Source organism: Pseudomonas sp. 22072, from assembly GCF_052046095.1.
Classification (GTDB): Bacteria; Pseudomonadota; Gammaproteobacteria; order Pseudomonadales; family Pseudomonadaceae; genus Aquipseudomonas; species Aquipseudomonas paracarnis.
The window spans coordinates 122,241-139,304 of record NZ_JBQEQE010000002.1; the positions used below are offsets into that span (position 1 = coordinate 122,241).

Annotated in this window: 16 protein-coding genes; 7 read left to right on the plus strand and 9 right to left on the minus strand. The window is 60.9% G+C overall.

Annotation, left to right across the window (positions count from 1 at the left end; translation table 11 throughout):
• Positions 1 to 66: 66 nt before the first annotated feature.
• The 4 genes from ACTJLA_RS02655 to mreB all read right to left on the minus strand — a co-directional run bounded on the left by ACTJLA_RS02655 (position 67) and on the right by mreB (position 3,453).
• Positions 67 to 663 (minus strand): Maf family protein, encoded by a 597-nt coding sequence (locus tag ACTJLA_RS02655; RefSeq protein ID WP_314547684.1) that lies wholly within the window; start codon positions 661 to 663, stop codon positions 67 to 69.
• Between the two features lie 51 nt (positions 664 to 714).
• Entirely contained in the window at positions 715 to 1,203 is a 489-nt protein-coding gene (mreD, locus tag ACTJLA_RS02660) for a rod shape-determining protein MreD (RefSeq protein ID WP_003188558.1), read from the minus strand.
• A complete protein-coding gene (mreC, locus tag ACTJLA_RS02665; protein WP_072447076.1) occupies positions 1,203 to 2,276 on the minus strand; it encodes a rod shape-determining protein MreC in 1,074 nt (357 codons plus the stop codon). Before mreC ends, mreD begins: the two co-directional genes overlap by 1 nt.
• Before the next feature lie 139 nt (positions 2,277 to 2,415).
• A complete protein-coding gene (gene mreB, locus ACTJLA_RS02670) occupies positions 2,416 to 3,453 on the minus strand; it encodes a rod shape-determining protein MreB (protein WP_002555108.1) in 1,038 nt (345 codons plus the stop codon).
• A gap of 210 nt (positions 3,454 to 3,663) precedes the next feature.
• On the opposite strand from mreB, the gene gatC reads away from it, so the two are divergent.
• From gatC to ACTJLA_RS02700, 6 genes are all read left to right on the plus strand, one after another.
• Positions 3,664 to 3,951 carry an Asp-tRNA(Asn)/Glu-tRNA(Gln) amidotransferase subunit GatC gene (gatC, locus tag ACTJLA_RS02675; protein ID WP_003188556.1) on the plus strand — a complete coding sequence of 96 codons (288 nt, stop codon included), beginning with the start codon at positions 3,664 to 3,666 and terminating at the stop codon, positions 3,949 to 3,951.
• 16 nt (positions 3,952 to 3,967) lie between these two features.
• Positions 3,968 to 5,419 (plus strand): Asp-tRNA(Asn)/Glu-tRNA(Gln) amidotransferase subunit GatA, encoded by a 1,452-nt coding sequence (gatA, locus tag ACTJLA_RS02680; protein WP_014716920.1) that lies wholly within the window; start codon positions 3,968 to 3,970, stop codon positions 5,417 to 5,419.
• 10 nt (positions 5,420 to 5,429) lie between these two features.
• Positions 5,430 to 6,875: an Asp-tRNA(Asn)/Glu-tRNA(Gln) amidotransferase subunit GatB gene (gatB, locus tag ACTJLA_RS02685; protein ID WP_054897023.1), complete on the plus strand. Its 1,446-nt coding sequence runs from the start codon at positions 5,430 to 5,432 to the stop codon at positions 6,873 to 6,875.
• Between the two features lie 130 nt (positions 6,876 to 7,005).
• On the plus strand, positions 7,006 to 7,377 hold the full coding sequence (locus tag ACTJLA_RS02690; RefSeq protein WP_060764722.1) for a septal ring lytic transglycosylase RlpA family protein: 372 nt from the start codon (positions 7,006 to 7,008) through the stop codon (positions 7,375 to 7,377).
• A 26-nt stretch (positions 7,378 to 7,403) separates the two neighbouring features.
• Positions 7,404 to 8,483, plus strand: a complete 1,080-nt coding sequence (locus tag ACTJLA_RS02695; RefSeq protein ID WP_054897025.1) for a calcium/sodium antiporter — start codon at positions 7,404 to 7,406, stop codon at positions 8,481 to 8,483.
• Positions 8,480 to 8,863 (plus strand): carboxymuconolactone decarboxylase family protein, encoded by a 384-nt coding sequence (locus ACTJLA_RS02700; protein WP_034126296.1) that lies wholly within the window; start codon positions 8,480 to 8,482, stop codon positions 8,861 to 8,863. Before ACTJLA_RS02695 ends, ACTJLA_RS02700 begins: the two co-directional genes overlap by 4 nt.
• A gap of 124 nt (positions 8,864 to 8,987) precedes the next feature.
• On the opposite strand, the gene ACTJLA_RS02705 is transcribed toward ACTJLA_RS02700, so the two are convergent.
• The 5 genes from ACTJLA_RS02705 to kdgD all read right to left on the minus strand — a co-directional run bounded on the left by ACTJLA_RS02705 (position 8,988) and on the right by kdgD (position 15,672).
• Positions 8,988 to 9,929, minus strand: a complete 942-nt coding sequence (locus ACTJLA_RS02705; RefSeq protein ID WP_034126295.1) for an AEC family transporter — start codon at positions 9,927 to 9,929, stop codon at positions 8,988 to 8,990.
• A gap of 219 nt (positions 9,930 to 10,148) precedes the next feature.
• Complete coding sequence (gene garD / locus ACTJLA_RS02710; protein ID WP_127880805.1) at positions 10,149 to 11,702, minus strand: galactarate dehydratase; 1,554 nt, start codon at positions 11,700 to 11,702, stop codon at positions 10,149 to 10,151.
• A gap of 10 nt (positions 11,703 to 11,712) precedes the next feature.
• The gene (locus ACTJLA_RS02715) at positions 11,713 to 13,077 is read right to left on the minus strand and encodes an MFS transporter (RefSeq protein WP_034126294.1); all 1,365 of its coding nucleotides are present in this window, start codon (positions 13,075 to 13,077) and stop codon (positions 11,713 to 11,715) included.
• A gap of 183 nt (positions 13,078 to 13,260) precedes the next feature.
• Positions 13,261 to 14,706: an aldehyde dehydrogenase family protein gene (locus tag ACTJLA_RS02720; protein WP_314547674.1), complete on the minus strand. Its 1,446-nt coding sequence runs from the start codon at positions 14,704 to 14,706 to the stop codon at positions 13,261 to 13,263.
• Positions 14,707 to 14,760: 54 nt separating this feature from the next.
• The gene (gene kdgD / locus ACTJLA_RS02725; protein ID WP_003188537.1) at positions 14,761 to 15,672 is read right to left on the minus strand and encodes a 5-dehydro-4-deoxyglucarate dehydratase; all 912 of its coding nucleotides are present in this window, start codon (positions 15,670 to 15,672) and stop codon (positions 14,761 to 14,763) included.
• Positions 15,673 to 15,905: 233 nt separating this feature from the next.
• Here kdgD and ACTJLA_RS02730 point away from each other — a divergent pair, with 233 nt between their 5' ends.
• Complete coding sequence (locus tag ACTJLA_RS02730) at positions 15,906 to 17,063, plus strand: phospholipase (RefSeq protein WP_252950749.1); 1,158 nt, start codon at positions 15,906 to 15,908, stop codon at positions 17,061 to 17,063.
• The last annotated feature ends 1 nt before the right edge of the window (position 17,064 follow it).

The following is a 17,064-nucleotide window of genomic DNA, read 5'->3' on the forward strand; positions in this document are numbered from 1 at the left end:
GGGTCTCGTTCAGGCGTTTTCACAATAGTGACCGTTCGCTTAAGGCTTGGCGCTGGAATACGGCGTTCAGCACACGGTAAGGTTTTGCCAACAGGGTATGCCGAATTGGGCGAGCAGTTGCGCGGTTTCGCAGACTGGCAGGCCCACCACGGCGGAATAACTGCCATTCAGCCCGGCCACAAACACCGAGCCCAGCCCTTGGATAGCATAGCCGCCGGCCTTGTCCTGCGGTTCGCCACTGTGCCAGTAGGTGGTAGCCTCCCGCACAGAAACCTCGCGGAAACGTACACGGCTGCTGACACATTGGGTTTCACATTGCTGGCCGTCGGTCAGGGCGATGGCGGTGAGCACTTCATGCTCGCGGCCGGAAAGGGCCATCAGCATGGCCAGTGCATCAGCCTGGTCCACCGGCTTGCCCAGGATCCGCCCATCGACAATCACCGCCGTGTCGGCCCCCAGTACGCAGGTGCCCGAGGTGTGGCCAAGCGCGACAAAACCTGCCGTCGCCTTGCCCCGCGCAAGGCGCTCGACATAGGCAACGGCAGGTTCGTCGTTCAGGGGAGTTTCATCAATAGCGGCGCTGACCAGGATGAAGGGCACACCGATCTGGGCCAGCAGTTCACGTCGCCGCGGGGAGCCCGAGGCCAGATAAAGCGAATTCATTGCAGACTCTCCCTGTGGGGTTCGATAACCAGGCAGAGCCTCGCAATCCATTCAATTGATTTTATAGCGACGACGCAGCCCACGCAGGCCAAAACTGATCCAGGGCCATAACAAGGCGCTGACCAGCGCCGGCAGAACCAAGGCCAGGGTCGGCTGGCGGTTGCCGGTCAACGCGCTGAGCCATAGTTGCACCAACTGCGCCAGGCCGAATATCACCAGGATCACCAGGCACTGCTGCCACATCGGGAACATGCGCAAGCGCTGCTGCAGCGACAGCACCAGAAAGGTAATCAGGGTCAGGATCAACGCGTTCTGGCCTAGCAAGGTGCCATACAGCACATCTTCGGCCAACCCCAGGCACATGGCCGTGACCATGCCCACCTTGTGCGGCAGGTTCAATGACCAGAACGCCAGCAACAAGGCCAGCCAGAGCGGGCGAAGGATTTCCATGAACTGCGGCAGCGGCGAGACGCTGAGCAGCAAGCCGATGGCGAAGGTCAGCCAGACGATCCAGCCATTGCGTGAATGAGTACCCGCCATTAGTCCCCCCTCTGCGGTGTGGTGGCCGGAGCGGCGGTCGGTTTAGCCGGGCGCGCGTTATGCGCGGCAGGTTTGGCCGGCGTTGCCACAGGTGCTGCAGCTGCCGGTGCAGGTGACGTGGCTGGGGCGGGTGCAGGTGGGCCAACAAAAGCAGGTTTTGGCACCGTGGCCGGCACGATAGGCGCGGTGCCATTCTGCTGGTCCTCCGCTTCCTGGGCCTGGGCAGCGTCGTTAGCGCGCTCTTCCGGGGTGCGGTTGTCGCTGAACACCAGCAGCAGGTAACGGCTGCGGTTCAGCGCGGCAGTCGGTACCGCCCGAACGATAGCGAACGGCTGGCCGGAATCGTGGATCACCTCTTTGACCGTCGCCACCGGATAACCCGCCGGGAAGCGCTGGCCCAGGCCAGAGCTGACCAACAGGTCGCCTTCCTTAATGTCAGCGGTGTCCGCCACATGGCGCAGCTCCAGGCGTTCCGGGTTACCGGTGCCGCTGGCGATTGCGCGCAAGCCGTTACGGTTGACCTGCACCGGAATGCTGTGGGTCGTATCCGTCAGCAACAGTACCCGCGAGGTGTAGGGCATCAACTCCACCACCTGGCCCATCAGGCCACGGGCATCGAGCACCGGCTGGCCAAGCACCACACCGTCGCGCTCACCCTTGTTGATGATGATGCGGTGGGTAAAGGGGTTGGGGTCCATGCCGATCAGCTCGGCCACTTCGACCTTTTCGTTGACCAGCGCGGAAGAATTGAGCAACTCGCGCAGCCGAACGTTCTGCTCGGTGAGGGCCGCCAGCTTTTGCATGCGCCCCTGCAACAGCAGGTTTTCAGTCTTGAGTTTTTCGTTCTCGGCGACCAGTTCGGTGCGGCTGCCAAATTGGCTGGACACGCCCTGGAAGAGACGTTGCGGCAGGTCGGTGATCCAGTAGGTCTGCATCAACACCAGCGACATCTGGCTGCGCACCGGCTTGAGCAGTGCAAAGCGGGCATCGACCACCATCAGCGCGACCGAAAGCACGGTCAGCACCAATAAGCGCACACCCAATGAGGGGCCTTTGGCGAAAAGCGGTTTAATAAGCCGCTCCTCCCAGGCAAATGTTCTCTTTATTCATACGGCATCAAACCGGCCTGGATGCAGATTGAAGAAGATAAACGCCAACAGGCAGCACTGCAAAGTGCTGCCTGCCGACGAAGCATGAACCATCCAGGCAATCTTATTCGCTGGAGAGCAGATCCATGGTGTGTTTATCCATCATTTCCAGCGCACGACCACCACCACGAGCAACGCAGGTCAGCGGGTCTTCGGCGACGATCACCGGCAGACCGGTTTCCTGGGCCAGCAGCTTGTCGAGGTCACGCAGCAAGGCGCCACCACCGGTCAGCACCAGGCCACGCTCGGCGATATCGGAAGCCAGCTCCGGCGGCGATTGCTCCAGGGCGCTCTTCACGGCCTGAACGATGGTGGCCAGGGACTCTTGCAGAGCTTCCAGCACTTCATTGGAGTTCAGGGTAAAGGCACGTGGGACGCCTTCGGCCAGGTTACGACCGCGAACATCGACTTCGCGAACTTCGCCACCCGGGTAAGCGGTGCCGATTTCCTGCTTGATGCGCTCGGCGGTGGATTCGCCGATCAGGCTGCCGTAGTTACGACGCACATAAGTGATGATCGCTTCGTCGAAGCGGTCGCCGCCCACGCGCACGGATTCGGCATACACCACACCGTTCAGGGAAATCAGGGCGATTTCGGTAGTACCACCACCGATATCCACCACCATCGAACCGCGCGCTTCTTCCACCGGCAGGCCGGCACCGATCGCAGCCGCCATTGGCTCTTCGATCAGGAATACTTCACGGGCACCGGCGCCAAGGGCCGATTCACGGATGGCGCGACGCTCCACCTGGGTGGACTTGCACGGAACGCAGATCAGCACGCGAGGGCTGGGCTGCAGGAAACTGTTTTCGTGAACTTTGTTGATGAAGTACTGCAGCATCTTTTCGCAGACGCTGAAATCGGCGATCACGCCATCCTTCATCGGACGAATGGCAGCAATATTGCCTGGTGTACGGCCGAGCATGCGCTTGGCCTCGGTGCCAACGGCAACGACACTTTTCTGATTACCATGGGTCCGAATGGCCACAACTGATGGCTCATTCAGAACGATACCGCGCTCGCGCACGTAAATAAGGGTGTTGGCAGTGCCCAGGTCAATGGAGAGATCGCTGGAAAACATGCCACGCAGTTTCTTGAACATGGGGAAAGGACCCTAGGCAACGCGTGGGTAAAAAAGTGCGGCAAACTCTAACAACGACAGGGATTTTGGGCAAGGCGCCAATGTGCTAAATTGGCCGACTTTCTGTGCACCAACCCCCACAATCGCGGCCTTATGACCGTAGAAATGCGGTAGTGTTCCGACAATCTAACACACGGACGCCCTCCGTTCTGTTTTCCACTGGAGAATCCCATGGCGCTTGAACGCTCCGACGTGGAAAAAATCGCACATTTGGCCTCGCTTGGCCTTAATGATGCCGATCTTCCACAGACCACCGCAGCCCTGAACAGCATTCTCGGGCTGGTCGACCAAATGCAGGCCGTGAATACCGACGGCATCGAGCCCCTGGCTCACCCACTGGAAGCCAGCCAGCGCCTGCGCGCAGACGTCGTGACCGAACGCAATAATCGCGAGGCCTACCAGTCCATCGCGCCAGCGGTCGAAAACGGCCTGTACCTGGTTCCGAAAGTCATCGACTAAAGGGAAAGAGCCTTTCATGCATCACATGACTCTGGCCGAGATCGCCCGCGGTCTCGCCGACAAATCGTTTTCTTCCGAAGAGCTGACCCAGACCTTGCTGGCGCGTATCGCCGCGCTCGATCCGAAGGTCAACAGCTTCATCAGCCTCACCGAGGAGCTGGCCCTGAGCCAGGCCAAGGCCGCCGACGCCCGTCGCGCCAACGGTGAGAACGGCGCGCTGCTCGGCGCACCGATCGCCCACAAGGACCTGTTCTGCACCCAGGGCATTCGCACCAGCTGCGGCTCGAAGATGCTCGACAACTTCAAGGCGCCCTACGACGCCACTGTGGTCGCCAAGCTGGCCGCCGCCGGCGCCGTGACCCTTGGCAAGACCAACATGGACGAATTCGCCATGGGTTCGGCCAACGAGTCCAGCTACTACGGTGCGGTGAAAAACCCGTGGAACCTGGAACACGTCCCGGGTGGTTCGTCCGGTGGTTCGGCTGCGGCCGTGGCCGCACGCTTCCTGCCGGCCGCTACCGCCACCGATACCGGCGGTTCGATCCGCCAGCCAGCCGCCTTCACCAACCTCACCGGCCTGAAGCCGACCTACGGTCGCGTTTCCCGCTGGGGAATGATCGCCTACGCCTCAAGTCTCGATCAGGGCGGCCCTCTGGCACGCACGGCTGAAGACTGCGCAATATTGTTACAAGGCATGGCAGGCTTCGATAAACAGGACTCCACCAGCATCGACGAGCCAGTGCCGGACTACAGCGCCAGCCTGAACACCTCGATCAAGGGCCTGCGCATCGGCGTGCCGAAGGAATACTTCAGCGCTGGCCTCGACCCGCGTATCGCCGAACTGGTGCAAAACAGCATCAAAGAGCTGGAAAAGCTTGGCGCCGTGATCAAGGAAATCAGCCTGCCGAACAACCAGCACGCGATTCCCGCCTACTACGTGATCGCGCCAGCAGAGGCCTCTTCCAACCTGTCGCGTTTCGACGGCGTGCGCTTCGGCTACCGCTGCGAGAACCCGAAAGACCTCACCGACCTGTACAAACGCTCCCGCGGCGAAGGCTTCGGCAGTGAAGTGCAGCGCCGGATCATGGTCGGGGCCTACGCCCTGTCGGCCGGCTACTACGACGCGTACTACCTCAAGGCGCAAAAAATCCGTCGCCTGATCAAGAACGACTTCATGGCCGCCTTTGAAGAAGTCGATGTGATCCTCGGCCCGACCGCGCCGAACCTGGCGTGGAAGATCGGCGCCAAGACGGGCGACCCGATCGCCGAATACCTGGAAGACCTCTACACCATCACCGCCAACCTCGCGGGCTTGCCGGGCTTGTCCATGCCCGCAGGTTTCGTCGATGGCCTGCCGGTGGGCGTGCAACTGCTCGCCCCGTATTTCCAGGAAGGCCGCCTGCTCAATGTGGCGCACCAGTACCAGTTGAACACCGACTGGCACACCCGCACCCCTACCGGCTTCTGAGGAGAACACTATGCAATGGGAAGTTGTGATCGGGCTGGAGATTCATACCCAGCTCGCCACCCAATCGAAGATTTTCTCCGGTAGCGCCACTACGTTCGGCTCCGAGCCCAATACCCAGGCCAGCCTGGTAGACCTGGGCATGCCCGGCGTGCTGCCGGTGCTGAACCAGGAAGCGGTGCGCATGGCGGTGATGTTCGGCCTGGCGATTGACGCCGAGATCGGCCAGCACAACGTGTTTGCGCGCAAGAACTACTTCTACCCGGACCTGCCCAAGGGCTACCAGATCAGCCAGATGGAACTGCCGATTGTCGGCAAGGGCCACCTGGACATTCCCCTGGAAGACGGCACCATCAAGCGCGTCGGCGTCACCCGTGCACACCTGGAGGAAGACGCCGGCAAAAGCCTGCACGAAGAATTCCCGGGCGCCACCGGTATCGACCTGAACCGTGCCGGCACGCCGCTGCTGGAGATCGTGTCCGAGCCGGACATGCGCAGCGCCAAGGAAGCCGTGGCCTACGTCAAGACCATCCACGCGCTGGTGCGCTACCTGGGCATCTGCGACGGCAACATGGCCGAAGGCTCGCTGCGTTGCGATTGCAACGTGTCGATCCGCCCCAAGGGCCAGGTCGAGTTCGGCACCCGCTGCGAGATCAAGAACGTCAACTCGTTCCGCTTCATCGAGAAAGCGATCAACAGCGAAGTACGTCGCCAGATCGAGCTGATCGAAGACGGCGGCAAGGTGATCCAGCAAACGCGCCTGTACGACCCGAACAAAGACGAAACCCGCGCCATGCGCAGCAAAGAGGAAGCCAACGACTACCGTTACTTCCCCGACCCGGACCTGTTGCCGGTGGTGCTGGAGGATTCGTTCCTCAATGACATCCGCGCCACCCTGCCGGAACTGCCGCAGCAAAAACGCGAGCGCTTCCAGGAGCAGTTCGGCCTGTCGGTCTACGATGCCAGCGTATTGGCCTCCAGCCGTGAACAAGCCAACTACTTCGAAAAAGTCGTGAGCATTGCCGGCGACGCCAAGCTGGCGGCCAACTGGGTGATGGTCGAGCTGGGCAGCCTGTTGAACAAACAGGGCCTGGAAATCGACGACGCGCCGGTCACCGCCGAACAACTGGGTGGCATGCTGCTGCGCATCAAGGACAACACAATCTCCGGTAAAATTGCCAAGACCGTGTTCGAAGCGATGGCCGCCGGTGAAGGCAATGCCGACGAGATCATCGAGAAGCGTGGCCTCAAACAAGTCACCGACAGCGGCGCGATCTCGGCCGTGCTCGATGAAATGCTCGCGGCCAATGCCGAACAGGTCGAGCAATACCGCGCCGCGGACGAAGCCAAGCGCGGCAAGATGTTCGGCTTCTTTGTCGGCCAGGCGATGAAAGCCTCCAAGGGCAAAGCCAACCCGCAACAGGTGAACGAACTGCTCAAAAGCAAGCTCGAAGGCTGATCCATGATCGTTCCCACGCTCTGCGTGGGAACGCCTCACGGGACGCTCCGCGTCCGCTTTTGTGACGCGTAGCGTCACCAGCTGCATTCCCACGCAGAGCGTGGGAACGATCCAACGGGGACATCTTGAAATGAAGCGTCTACTCGGCCTCCTGGCCCTGTCCTCCCTGCTGGCCGGTTGCGCCAGCGGCCTCATCGACCCCAACGGCTACGACGAAACCGGCACCGCGTCCTATTACGGCGCCAAGCACCATGGCAAGAAAACCGCCAGCGGTGAACCTTTCAACCAGAACGCCTTGACCGCCGCCCATCGGCGCCTGCCCTTCGGTACGCAGGTCAAGGTGACCAACCTCGACAACAACCGTTCTGTCGTGGTGCGTATCACTGATCGCGGCCCGCATACCCGTGGCCGCCTGATCGACGTTTCACGCAGGGCTGCCGAGCAGTTGCGCATGCTGCGCAGCGGTACCGCACGGGTACGCGTGCAAGCCCTGAACAACTGATCGAGGCAGCCTTGAGCATTTTCGGATTGAACGCCCTCTCACCCTGGAGCCTGCTCGAACTGGTGGGCGGCCTGATCTTGCTGATCATCGGCGCTGAAATCCTGGTACGCGCCGCAGTACGCCTGGCGGCGAGTCTCAAGGTTCGGCCACTGATCATCGGCTTGAGCATCGTCGCCTTCGGCAGCAGTGCGCCGCAGATGACCGTCAGCCTTCAGGCCACGCTGGCCGGCAACACGGATATCGCTGTGGGCAGTGTCATCGGCAGCAGTATCTTCAACATCCTCGTGACCCTGGGCTTGTCCGCACTGATCATTCCGTTGCGGGTCTCGCGGCAACTAGTGCGCGTAGATATCCCGGTGATGATCGTCGCCGGCCTGCTGGTATTTATCCTGGCGGCTAACGAAATGCTGACGCCCTTCGATGGCGCCGTGCTGCTGGTGGCGCTGGTGGCCTACCTTGGCGTATTGCATTATCAGACGCGTCATTCCCGCCGCCCGCGCACTCTGGACACCGTGGCGAAGGCGCCATGGCTGAGCAGTGTGCTGCTGATGCTCGGCGGTTTGCTGGTGCTGGTGCTGGCCGGGCATTTGTTGCTCGGCGCAGCGGTGGATGTAGCGGGCGATCTCGGATTGTCGGAGCGCGTCATCGGCCTCACGTTGATCGGCGTCGGCACCTCGCTGCCGTGCCTTGCCACATCGCTGATCGCCGCGTTGCGTGGCGAACGGGAGATCGCCGTGGGCAACGTGATCGGCAGCAACCTGTTCAACCTGCTCGGAGTGCTGGGCTTTACCGCACTGGTGGCGCCGACGCCGCTGTCGGTCTCGCCCAACGCCCTGGACTTCGATTTACCGGTGATGCTCGGCGCCATCATCCTGTGCCTGCCGGTGTTCTATACCGGCTATCGGGTAACACGTATCGAAGGGCTGGTGCTGCTGGGGCTGTACCTGGCGTACGGGCTGCATGTCATGGCCTTCACCACTGGCATGCCGCTGGCCAACAAGCTTGAGCAATTGATGCTGTATTACGTCCTGCCAGCGTTAGGGGCTCTGCTGTTGTTCACCTCACTGCGCGCCTGGCACCGCCAACACAAGAGGGAATCGCAATGACCGAACAGAAAAAACCCGGGGTTGAAGTACGTCGCCAGGTCATGGGCGATGCGTTCGTCGACCGCGCCTTGGGTAATGCCACGGCGTTCACCCAACCGCTGCAGGACTTCGTCAATGAGCACGCGTGGGGCAGCGTCTGGAACCGCGAAGGGTTACCGCTCAAGACCCGCAGCCTGATCACCCTCGCCGCCCTCACCGCCCTCAAGTGCCCGCAGGAACTCAAGGGCCATGTGCGCGGTGCGCTGAATAATGGCTGTACGGTGGAGGAGATCCGCGAAGCGCTGCTGCATTGCGCGGTGTATGCAGGGGTGCCGGCGGCGATTGATGCGTTTCGGGCGGCGCAGGAAGTGATTGAGGCGTATCAGGCCGATCAGCAGTGACTGTCCTGTAGCTATCGCAGGCAAGCCAGCTCCCACACTTGAGGGTATTCACACGCCCACATGTGGGAGCTGGCTTGTCGGGTCGCCGCATCGCTGCGATGGGGCCTCAAGCTGCCCGCCGATTTCAGATCCAACCACCCGCCTGCAACACAAAAATCCCGATATTCGTGGTCACCGCCGCCATCAGCGTGGTGATCACGATAATCGCGGCCGCCAGCTCATGATTACCCTGCGCCGCTCGGGCCATCACAAAGCTTGCGGCGGCGGTCGGCGCGCCGAAATACAGGAACAGAATCCCCAACTCCGGCCCTCGGAACCCCAGCAACCACGCGCCCAGGGTGGCGATCACCGGTAGCCAGATCATCTTCATCAGGCTCGCGCTCAACGCCATGTTGCCGCTCTTGCGCAGCGCGGCCATGGACAAGGTGCCACCGATGCAAATCAGCGCCAGCGGCAGCGTGGTATCGGACAGGTACTGCAAGGATTTCTCAAGCCAACCGGGCACGCCGATCTGGAAGTACGCGAACGGCGTAGCGACGATCACGCTGATAATCAGCGGGTTGGCCAATACGCTTTTGAAGATGCTCCACGGGTCGGACTTGATCACCGGGCTATAGACCGCCAGCACAATGGTCGACAGCGTGTTGTAAAAGAGGATCACCAGCGCGGCGAGGATCGCGCCCAGGGATATGCCGTAATCGCCGTACATACTGGCCGCCAGTGCCAGGCCGATGACCCCGTTATTGCCACGAAACGCGCCTTGGGCGTAGATGCCTCGGTCTTCGCGCTTGCAGCGAAAGATCGCCCAACCCCAGGCCACGGCAAAGCTCACCAGGGTGGCGACGCAGAAGTAGATGAGCAGGCCCGGCTTGAGCGCCGAGTGCAGGTCGGCATGCAGAATGCCAAGGAACAGCAGCGCCGGCATGGCGACGTTGAACACCAGGGACGATGCGGTGTGGATAAAGTTGTCGTTGATCCAATTGATGCGCTTTAGAAACACGCCCAGGAACAGCATGGCAAACACCGGCGCGGTGATGGTGAGGGTGGTGAGGAAGATTGCCAGCATGCCGGGGAGAACCTTGGTGGGCGTCGTTAGTTGGCTAATGATAAGCCAGTACGAGCGGGTTCGTGTGGGCAACGCCATTCAAATGTGGGAGCTGGCTTGCCGTCGTAGGAGCGAGCTTGCTCGCGAGAAACTCCCAGGCGCCGCGTTCATTCAGTTAACACGCGTTATCGTTGGCGTCTTTCGCGAGCAAGCTCGCTCCTACAGGGTTAGCGCCTGGTCTCAGGTAATCGGCGCCGGGTTGAACAGCGTGATGTCGTTATGCAGCTTATGCCGCTCTGCCCAGGTCTGCTTCTTGCCGCTGGCCACATCCAGATAGAAGTGGAATAGCTCCCAACCCAGCTCCTCGATACTCGCACGCCCCGTCGCAATGCGCCCGGCGTCGATATCGATCAGGTCCGGCCAACGCTGGGCAAGCTCGGTGCGGGTGGAGACCTTCACCACCGGCGCCATCGCCAGCCCATACGGCGTGCCGCGCCCGGTGGTGAACACGTGCAGGTTCATCCCCGCTGCCAGTTGCAAGGTGCCGCAGACAAAATCACTGGCCGGTGTGGCGCAGAAGATCAGGCCCTTTTCCTTGAAGCGCTCGCCAGGGCCAAGTACACCGTTGATTGCACTGCTGCCGGATTTGACGATGGAGCCCAACGACTTCTCGACAATATTCGACAGCCCGCCCTTCTTGTTACCCGGCGTGGTATTGGCGCTGCGGTCTGCCTCGCCCTTGGCCAGGTAACGGTCATACCAGTCCATTTCCCGGACCAGCTCGCGGGCGACGTCCGGGTTCTTCGCGCGTGAGGTCAGCAGGTAAATCGCATCGCGCACTTCAGTCACTTCGGAAAACATCACCGTCGCGCCGGCGCGCAGTAACAGGTCCGAGGCATACCCCAGCGCCGGGTTGGCGGTGATGCCGGAGAACGCATCACTGCCGCCGCACTGCATGCCCAGGATCAACTCGGAGGCCGGCACGGTTTCGCGGCGACGCTGGTTGAGTTTTTTCAAGCGCACGTCGGCCAGGGCCATGATCTGCTCGATCATTTCGGTAAAGCCATGGCTGGAATCCTGCAAGCGATACAGCCACGGCTCGCTCAGGTCCACGGAGCTGTCGTTGTCGTGCATCACCTGGCCGGCCTGGAGCTTTTCACAGCCCAGGCTGATCACCAAGGCTTCGCCGCCCAGGTTGGGGTTGCGCGCCAGGTTGCGCACGGTGCGGATGGGGATGTAGGCATCCGTCGCCGTAATCGCCACGCCGCAGCCGTAGCTGTGGGTCAGCGCCACCACGTCATCGACATGCGGGTACTGGGGCAGCAACTCGTCCTTGATGCGCTTGACCGCATGGTCCAGCACGCCGGTAACGCATTGCACGGTGGTGGTAATGCCGAGGATGTTGCGCGTGCCCACGGTGCCGTCCGCATTGCGATAGCCCTCGAAGGTAAACCCCTCCAGGGGCACCTGGGTTTCAGGCACCTCGGTGGACAGCGGCAAGCTGTCCAGCGGCGGTGCGGTGGGCATGCGCAACTGGTCCTCCTGCACCCAACTGCCACGCGGAATCGGCGCCAGGGCATAACCGATGGTCTGGCCGTAGCGAATAATCTGGCCGCCCTCGGGGATGTCTTCCAGCGTCACCTTGTGGCTCTGCGGGATGAAATCCACGGTGACCAGGCCGTCGGGAAACTCGGTACCGGCGGGTACCCCTTGATCGTTCACCACGATCACCACATTGTCGCGCTCGTGCAAACGGATCGAGCGCGGCGAGTCGGCATGTTCAATCAACTGCATCACACGAACCTCAGGAATGCGCTTGAGAAAGGTTGGTCAACTCTGGGCCCTGGGTAGGCGGCTCCTTGAGCACCACGCGCTTGATCGGGCCGACAATCACCAAGTAACTGAACACCGCCACCAGCGCGTTGGCGCCCACGAACACCAGCGCCCATTTGAACGAGCCGGTGGTGCTGATGATGTAGCCAATCACAATCGGCGTGGTGATCGAGGCCAGGTTACCGAAGGTGTTGAACAAGCCGCCACTGAGGCCGGCGATTTGTTTAGGCGAAGTGTCGGATACCACCGCCCAACCCAATGCGCCCACGCCTTTGCCGAAGAAGGCCAAGGCCATGAAGCCCACCACCATCCATTCGATGTCTACGTAATTGCACGCCACGATGCTGCTGGAAATCAGCAGTCCACCGATGATCGGCGCCTTGCGTGCGAAGGTCAGCGAATGGCCTTTGCGCAGCAGGTAGTCGGAAATCACCCCGCCGAGCACTCCGCCGATAAAGCCGCAGATCGCCGGTAACGAGGCAATGAAGCCGGCCTTGAGGATGGTCATGCCACGCTCCTGCACCAGGTACACCGGAAACCAGGTCAGGAAGAAGTAGGTGATGCCGTTGATGCAGTACTGGCCCAGGTAGACGCCGAGCATCATGCGGTTGGTCAGGAGCTGGCGGATGTAATCCCACTTCGGCCCGTCGGTTTTTTTACCCTTGTCCTTGTCCTGATCCATATCGACCATCGCGCCATTGGCAGCGATGTGATTGAACTCGGCCTCGTTGATCATCGGGTGCTGGCGCGGGCTGTGGATAACTTTCAGCCAGATCAGCGAGAAAACAATGCCGATCACGCCCATCACGATAAACACGTGCTGCCAGCCGAAGCGATAGACGATCCAGCCCATCAACGGCGCGAACAGCACCGTGGCGAAGTACTGGGCCGAGTTGAAGATCGCCGACGCAGTGCCGCGTTCAGCCGTAGGAAACCACGCCGCAACAATACGGGCATTTCCAGGAAACGACGGCGCCTCGGCCAAGCCCACCATGAAGCGCAGCATAAACAGCGCGACCACCGCAGTGGAGACGCCAAACTCACCGACATAGCCTTGCAGCACGGTGAACAGCGACCAGGTGAAAATGCTCAGGGCATAGACTTTTTTCGAGCCGAAACGGTCGAGCAGCCAGCCACCGGGAATTTGCCCGGCCACGTAGGCCCAACCGAATGCAGAGAAGATATAACCGAGGGTGACCGCGTCGATACCGAGGTCTTTTTGCAGGCTGGAGCCGGCGATAGCGATGGTGGCCCGGTCGGCGTAGTTGATCGTGGTCACCAGGAACAGCATGAGCAGGATCAAATAGCGGACGTGGGTCGGCTTGGTCGCTTGCATGTAGAAGTACTCCCACTAATTATTTTTTTTGCGGGTAATGATTTTGTATTGCCTGGTTGCGCCTCCCTGTAGGAGCGAGCTTGCTCGCGAAGAACTTCAACGATTACGCGGGCATTCAGGATGCACGCGGTGAATTTGAGTTTTTCGCGAGCAAGCTCGCTCCTACAGAGAGGGTGCTGCGTGTTACGAACCGATGTAGCTGGTTTTCACCACGGTGTAGAACTCTTGCGCATAGCGACCCTGCTCACGCGAACCGTAGGATGAACCCTTACGGCCACCAAATGGAACGTGGTAATCCACCCCCGCCGTCGGCAGGTTGACCATCACCATCCCAGCCTGGGAGTAGCGCTTGAAGTGGTTGGCATATTTGAGCGAGGTGGTGGCAATACCGGCCGACAAGCCGAACTCGGTGTCATTGGCCATGGCCAGCGCCGCCTCGTAGTCCGCCACGCGCACCACGTTGGCCACCGGGCCGAAGATCTCTTCACGGCTGATGCGCATCGCCGCTTCACTGTCGGCAAACAGTGTGGGCGCCAGGTAATAGCCTTCGGTGTCGCAGGTCACCAGGCCGCCCCCACTCACCAGCCGGGCACCTTCGCTCTGGCCGATGTCGATGTATTTCAGGTCCTGATCCAACTGGGCCTGGGATACCACCGGGCCAATGTCGGTGCCGCTATTCAAAGCGTGGCCCACCTTGATCGACTTGATGCGCTCGGCCATGGCGGCGACAAACTGGTCGTGGATCCCCGCGGTGACAATCAAGCGGCTCGACGCGGTGCAACGCTGGCCGGTGGAGTAGAACGCACTCTGTACCGACAGCTCGACGGCCTGCTTGAGGTCGGCATCGTCGAGAATGATTTGCGGGTTCTTGCCACCCATCTCCAACTGCACCTTGGCCTGGCGCGATACACAACTGACCGCGATCTGACGCCCAACGCCCACCGACCCGGTGAAACTGATGCCATCGACTTTCGGGCTGTTGACCAACACGTCGCCGACCACACGGCCACTGCCCATCACCAGGTTGAACACACCGGCGGGGAAACCGGCGCGGGAGATGATTTCGGCCAAGGCCCAGGCGCAGCCCGGCACCAGCTCGGCAGGCTTGATCACCACGCAGTTGCCGTAGGCCAGGGCCGGGGCGATTTTCCACGCGGGGATGGCGATCGGGAAATTCCACGGGGTGATCAGGCCCACCACACCGAGGGCTTCGCGGGTCACTTCAACGTTGACGCCCGGGCGCACCGACGGCAAGTAATCGCCCGAGAGGCGCAAGCACTCACCGGCGAAGAATTTGAAGATATTGCCGGCGCGGGTCACCTCGCCAATGGCTTCGGGCAGGGTCTTGCCCTCTTCGCGGGCCAGCAGGGTGCCGAGTTCTTCACGACGAGCGAGGATCTCGCTGCCGACTTTATCCAGCGCATCGTGACGCGCCTGGATACCGGAGGTGGACCACGCCGGGAACGCGGCGCGGGCAGCGTCGATGGCCGCGTTGACTTGGGCCACGTCGGCTTTGGCGTATTCGCCAATGGCGTCGGACACATCCGACGGGTTGATGTTGGTGCAGTAGTCGGCGCCGGTTACCCATTCGCCATTGATGTAGTTCTCAAAACGCTTTGCCTGGGACACGAATCTTCTCCTGACGCAAAAGGCCGCTGATTGCTCAGCGGCCTTGTGGATAATTTATTGCGCGCCTTGCTTGTCGATCAGCGCGGCGAGGGCTTCGTACTCTTCCGGCAGCAGGTCGGTCAGTGGCGTGCGCACCGGGCCTGCGTCATAACCGACGATTTTCGCACCGGCCTTGACGATGCTCACCGCGTAACCGGCCTTGCGGTTACGGATATCCAGGTATGGCAGGAAGAAGTCGTCAATGATCTTGCCAACGGTGGCGTGATCTTCGCGGGCAATGGCGTGGTAGAAATCCATCGCAGTCTTGGGGATGAAGTTGAACACCGCCGAGGAGTACACCGGCACGCCTAGGGCCTTGTAGGCCGCGGCGTAAACCTCTGCGGTCGGCAAGCCACCGAGGTAGCTGAAACGGTCGCCCAGGCGACGGCGGATCGACACCATCAGCTCGATATCACCCAGGCCATCCTTGTAGCCGATCAGGTTCGGGCAGCGCTCGGCCAGGCGCTCCAGCAGCGGTGCGGTCAGGCGGCAGACATTGCGGTTGTACACCACCACGCCGATCTTGACCGACTTGCACACGGCTTCAACGTGGGCGGCAACCCCGTCCTGGCTGGCTTCGGTGAGGTAGTGCGGCAGCAGCAACAGACCTTTGGCGCCGAGGCGTTCGGCCTCTTGGGCATACTCGATGGCCTGGCGGGTGGCACCGCCTACACCGGCCAGGATCGGCACGCTGGACGCACAGGTATCCACGGCGGTTTTCACTACTTGGGAATATTCGCTGGCCGCCAGGGAGAAAAACTCACCTGTGCCACCTGCGGCGAACAAGGCGCTGGCGCCATAAGGGGCCAGCCATTCCAGGCGCTTGATGTAACCCGCCTGGTGGAAATCACCCTGGGCGTTGAAATCGGTCACCGGGAAAGACAGCAGACCGTGGGAGAGGATGGACTTCAGTTCTTGTGGATTCATTATTCGAACACCCTGGGCGAAGACTTTCTAACGAAAGGTTGTTGTTGGTTTTGATGATGTCGTACGTCATCGTACAACTATAAATAGATTCGTCAACTGCAATTCATCCGGCGTAATCCCGCGAAGGCTTAAGACGCGGCTCTTGACGTAGGAAATTTCTCACCTATGATTCAGAAAGCTGTATGCATATACAGTTATCACGGAAGATTCCTACGACATAGCAAGGAGCTAACATGTCAGGTCTTGAACTCGCAGCACCCGAAAAAACACCACCTACCCTGCGCTTCGAAGGCGGTGAACACACCGCCATCGGCGATGACACCCTGCTTCGCTTCGTCAAGGACGCCCCGGCCATTCCTGCGCGCCAAGTCGAACTGCACCTGCCCAACGGGCTTGCACTGACCTATGGCCAAGTGATCGCCCTGGGCGGCGACTTCTATGGCATCCCCGGCCAACCGATCAGCGATGGCAATTCTCCGGCCGAGCGCGTGCAACGCTTCACCGCGGCCTTCAATTCTCTTGCCGTGTTGCCTGCTTCACGGGAAGAAGCGCAGAAGATCCTGGCGGTGATGCAAAAGGAGATCAACGCCGTCAACCAGGCGATCAAAGACGGCAAACAGCCTCATGAAGCCTATGACGCCTTGGGAGATACGTTGTCGGAGGAGTGGAACCGTATTACCGGTGGGGGCAGTGCTGTTTCGGCCCTCGTGCCGCTGGGCCGCTACCTGAAGCTGGCAGCGGACAACGCCGACCACTTCGGTGAATGGGCCCTGTCCGCCTACTTGGCCGGCCATACGGCAGCCTTGCAACAGGCAGTAGTGGCCCATCAGACCGGCACCGATCAGGCCCTGGAATTGGCCTACGCCATGAACAGCTTTGCCGATCATTTTTTGACCGACCTGTTTTCCGCCGGCCACCTGCGGGTACCGCGCAAACAACTGGCAGCGGTCGTGACGCCTGGAGAACTCGGCTCGCTGATCAGCCGCTTCATGCACGATGAAGACAGCAAATTCGGGCTCAAGGTGCGCAATGCCATGGGCGCTCAGTGGCATGCCTACGGCGACAAGCGCTACTTCGACAGCATCGACGCCGACAATCGCGTGCAGGTCAAACGGGCGGTACAGGCCTCGGCAGATGAAATCTTCGAAACCTTCATCAGCGGTATCGCGCCCTCCCCGGCTGAGTTCAAGGCACCGCTGTATGTGCCCGACCTGAACGCCGCGCAAAACCCGGCGAATAACTTCTCGCCGCTGTTCAAGATGGAGGGGGACAAGGTGCTGCGGCGCAAGGACGTCAACGATTTGAACGACAAGCACTGGACCAATGATTGGTGGGGGTGGAGTACGTACTTGCTGCTTAAAGACTACAAGCCAAACCAACCCGTCAACTAAC

Bases quoted from the DNA above. Each gene is read 5' to 3' on its own strand.
- ACTJLA_RS02655 (WP_314547684.1), bottom strand. From the start codon at position 663: ATGAATTCGCTTTATCTGGCCTCGGGCTCCCCGCGGCGACGTGAACTG.
- mreD (WP_003188558.1), bottom strand. From the start codon at position 1,203: ATGGCGGGTACTCATTCACGCAATGGCTGGATCGTCTGGCTGACCTTC.
- mreB (WP_002555108.1), bottom strand. From the start codon at position 3,453: ATGTTCAAGAAACTGCGTGGCATGTTTTCCAGCGATCTCTCCATTGAC.
- gatC (WP_003188556.1), top strand. From the start codon at position 3,664: ATGGCGCTTGAACGCTCCGACGTGGAAAAAATCGCACATTTGGCCTCG.
- gatA (WP_014716920.1), top strand. From the start codon at position 3,968: ATGCATCACATGACTCTGGCCGAGATCGCCCGCGGTCTCGCCGACAAA.
- gatB (WP_054897023.1), top strand. From the start codon at position 5,430: ATGCAATGGGAAGTTGTGATCGGGCTGGAGATTCATACCCAGCTCGCC.
- ACTJLA_RS02690 (WP_060764722.1), top strand. From the start codon at position 7,006: ATGAAGCGTCTACTCGGCCTCCTGGCCCTGTCCTCCCTGCTGGCCGGT.
- ACTJLA_RS02700 (WP_034126296.1), top strand. From the start codon at position 8,480: ATGACCGAACAGAAAAAACCCGGGGTTGAAGTACGTCGCCAGGTCATG.
- ACTJLA_RS02705 (WP_034126295.1), bottom strand. From the start codon at position 9,929: ATGCTGGCAATCTTCCTCACCACCCTCACCATCACCGCGCCGGTGTTT.
- garD (WP_127880805.1), bottom strand. From the start codon at position 11,702: ATGCAGTTGATTGAACATGCCGACTCGCCGCGCTCGATCCGTTTGCAC.
- ACTJLA_RS02715 (WP_034126294.1), bottom strand. From the start codon at position 13,077: ATGCAAGCGACCAAGCCGACCCACGTCCGCTATTTGATCCTGCTCATG.
- kdgD (WP_003188537.1), bottom strand. From the start codon at position 15,672: ATGAATCCACAAGAACTGAAGTCCATCCTCTCCCACGGTCTGCTGTCT.
- ACTJLA_RS02730 (WP_252950749.1), top strand. From the start codon at position 15,906: ATGTCAGGTCTTGAACTCGCAGCACCCGAAAAAACACCACCTACCCTG.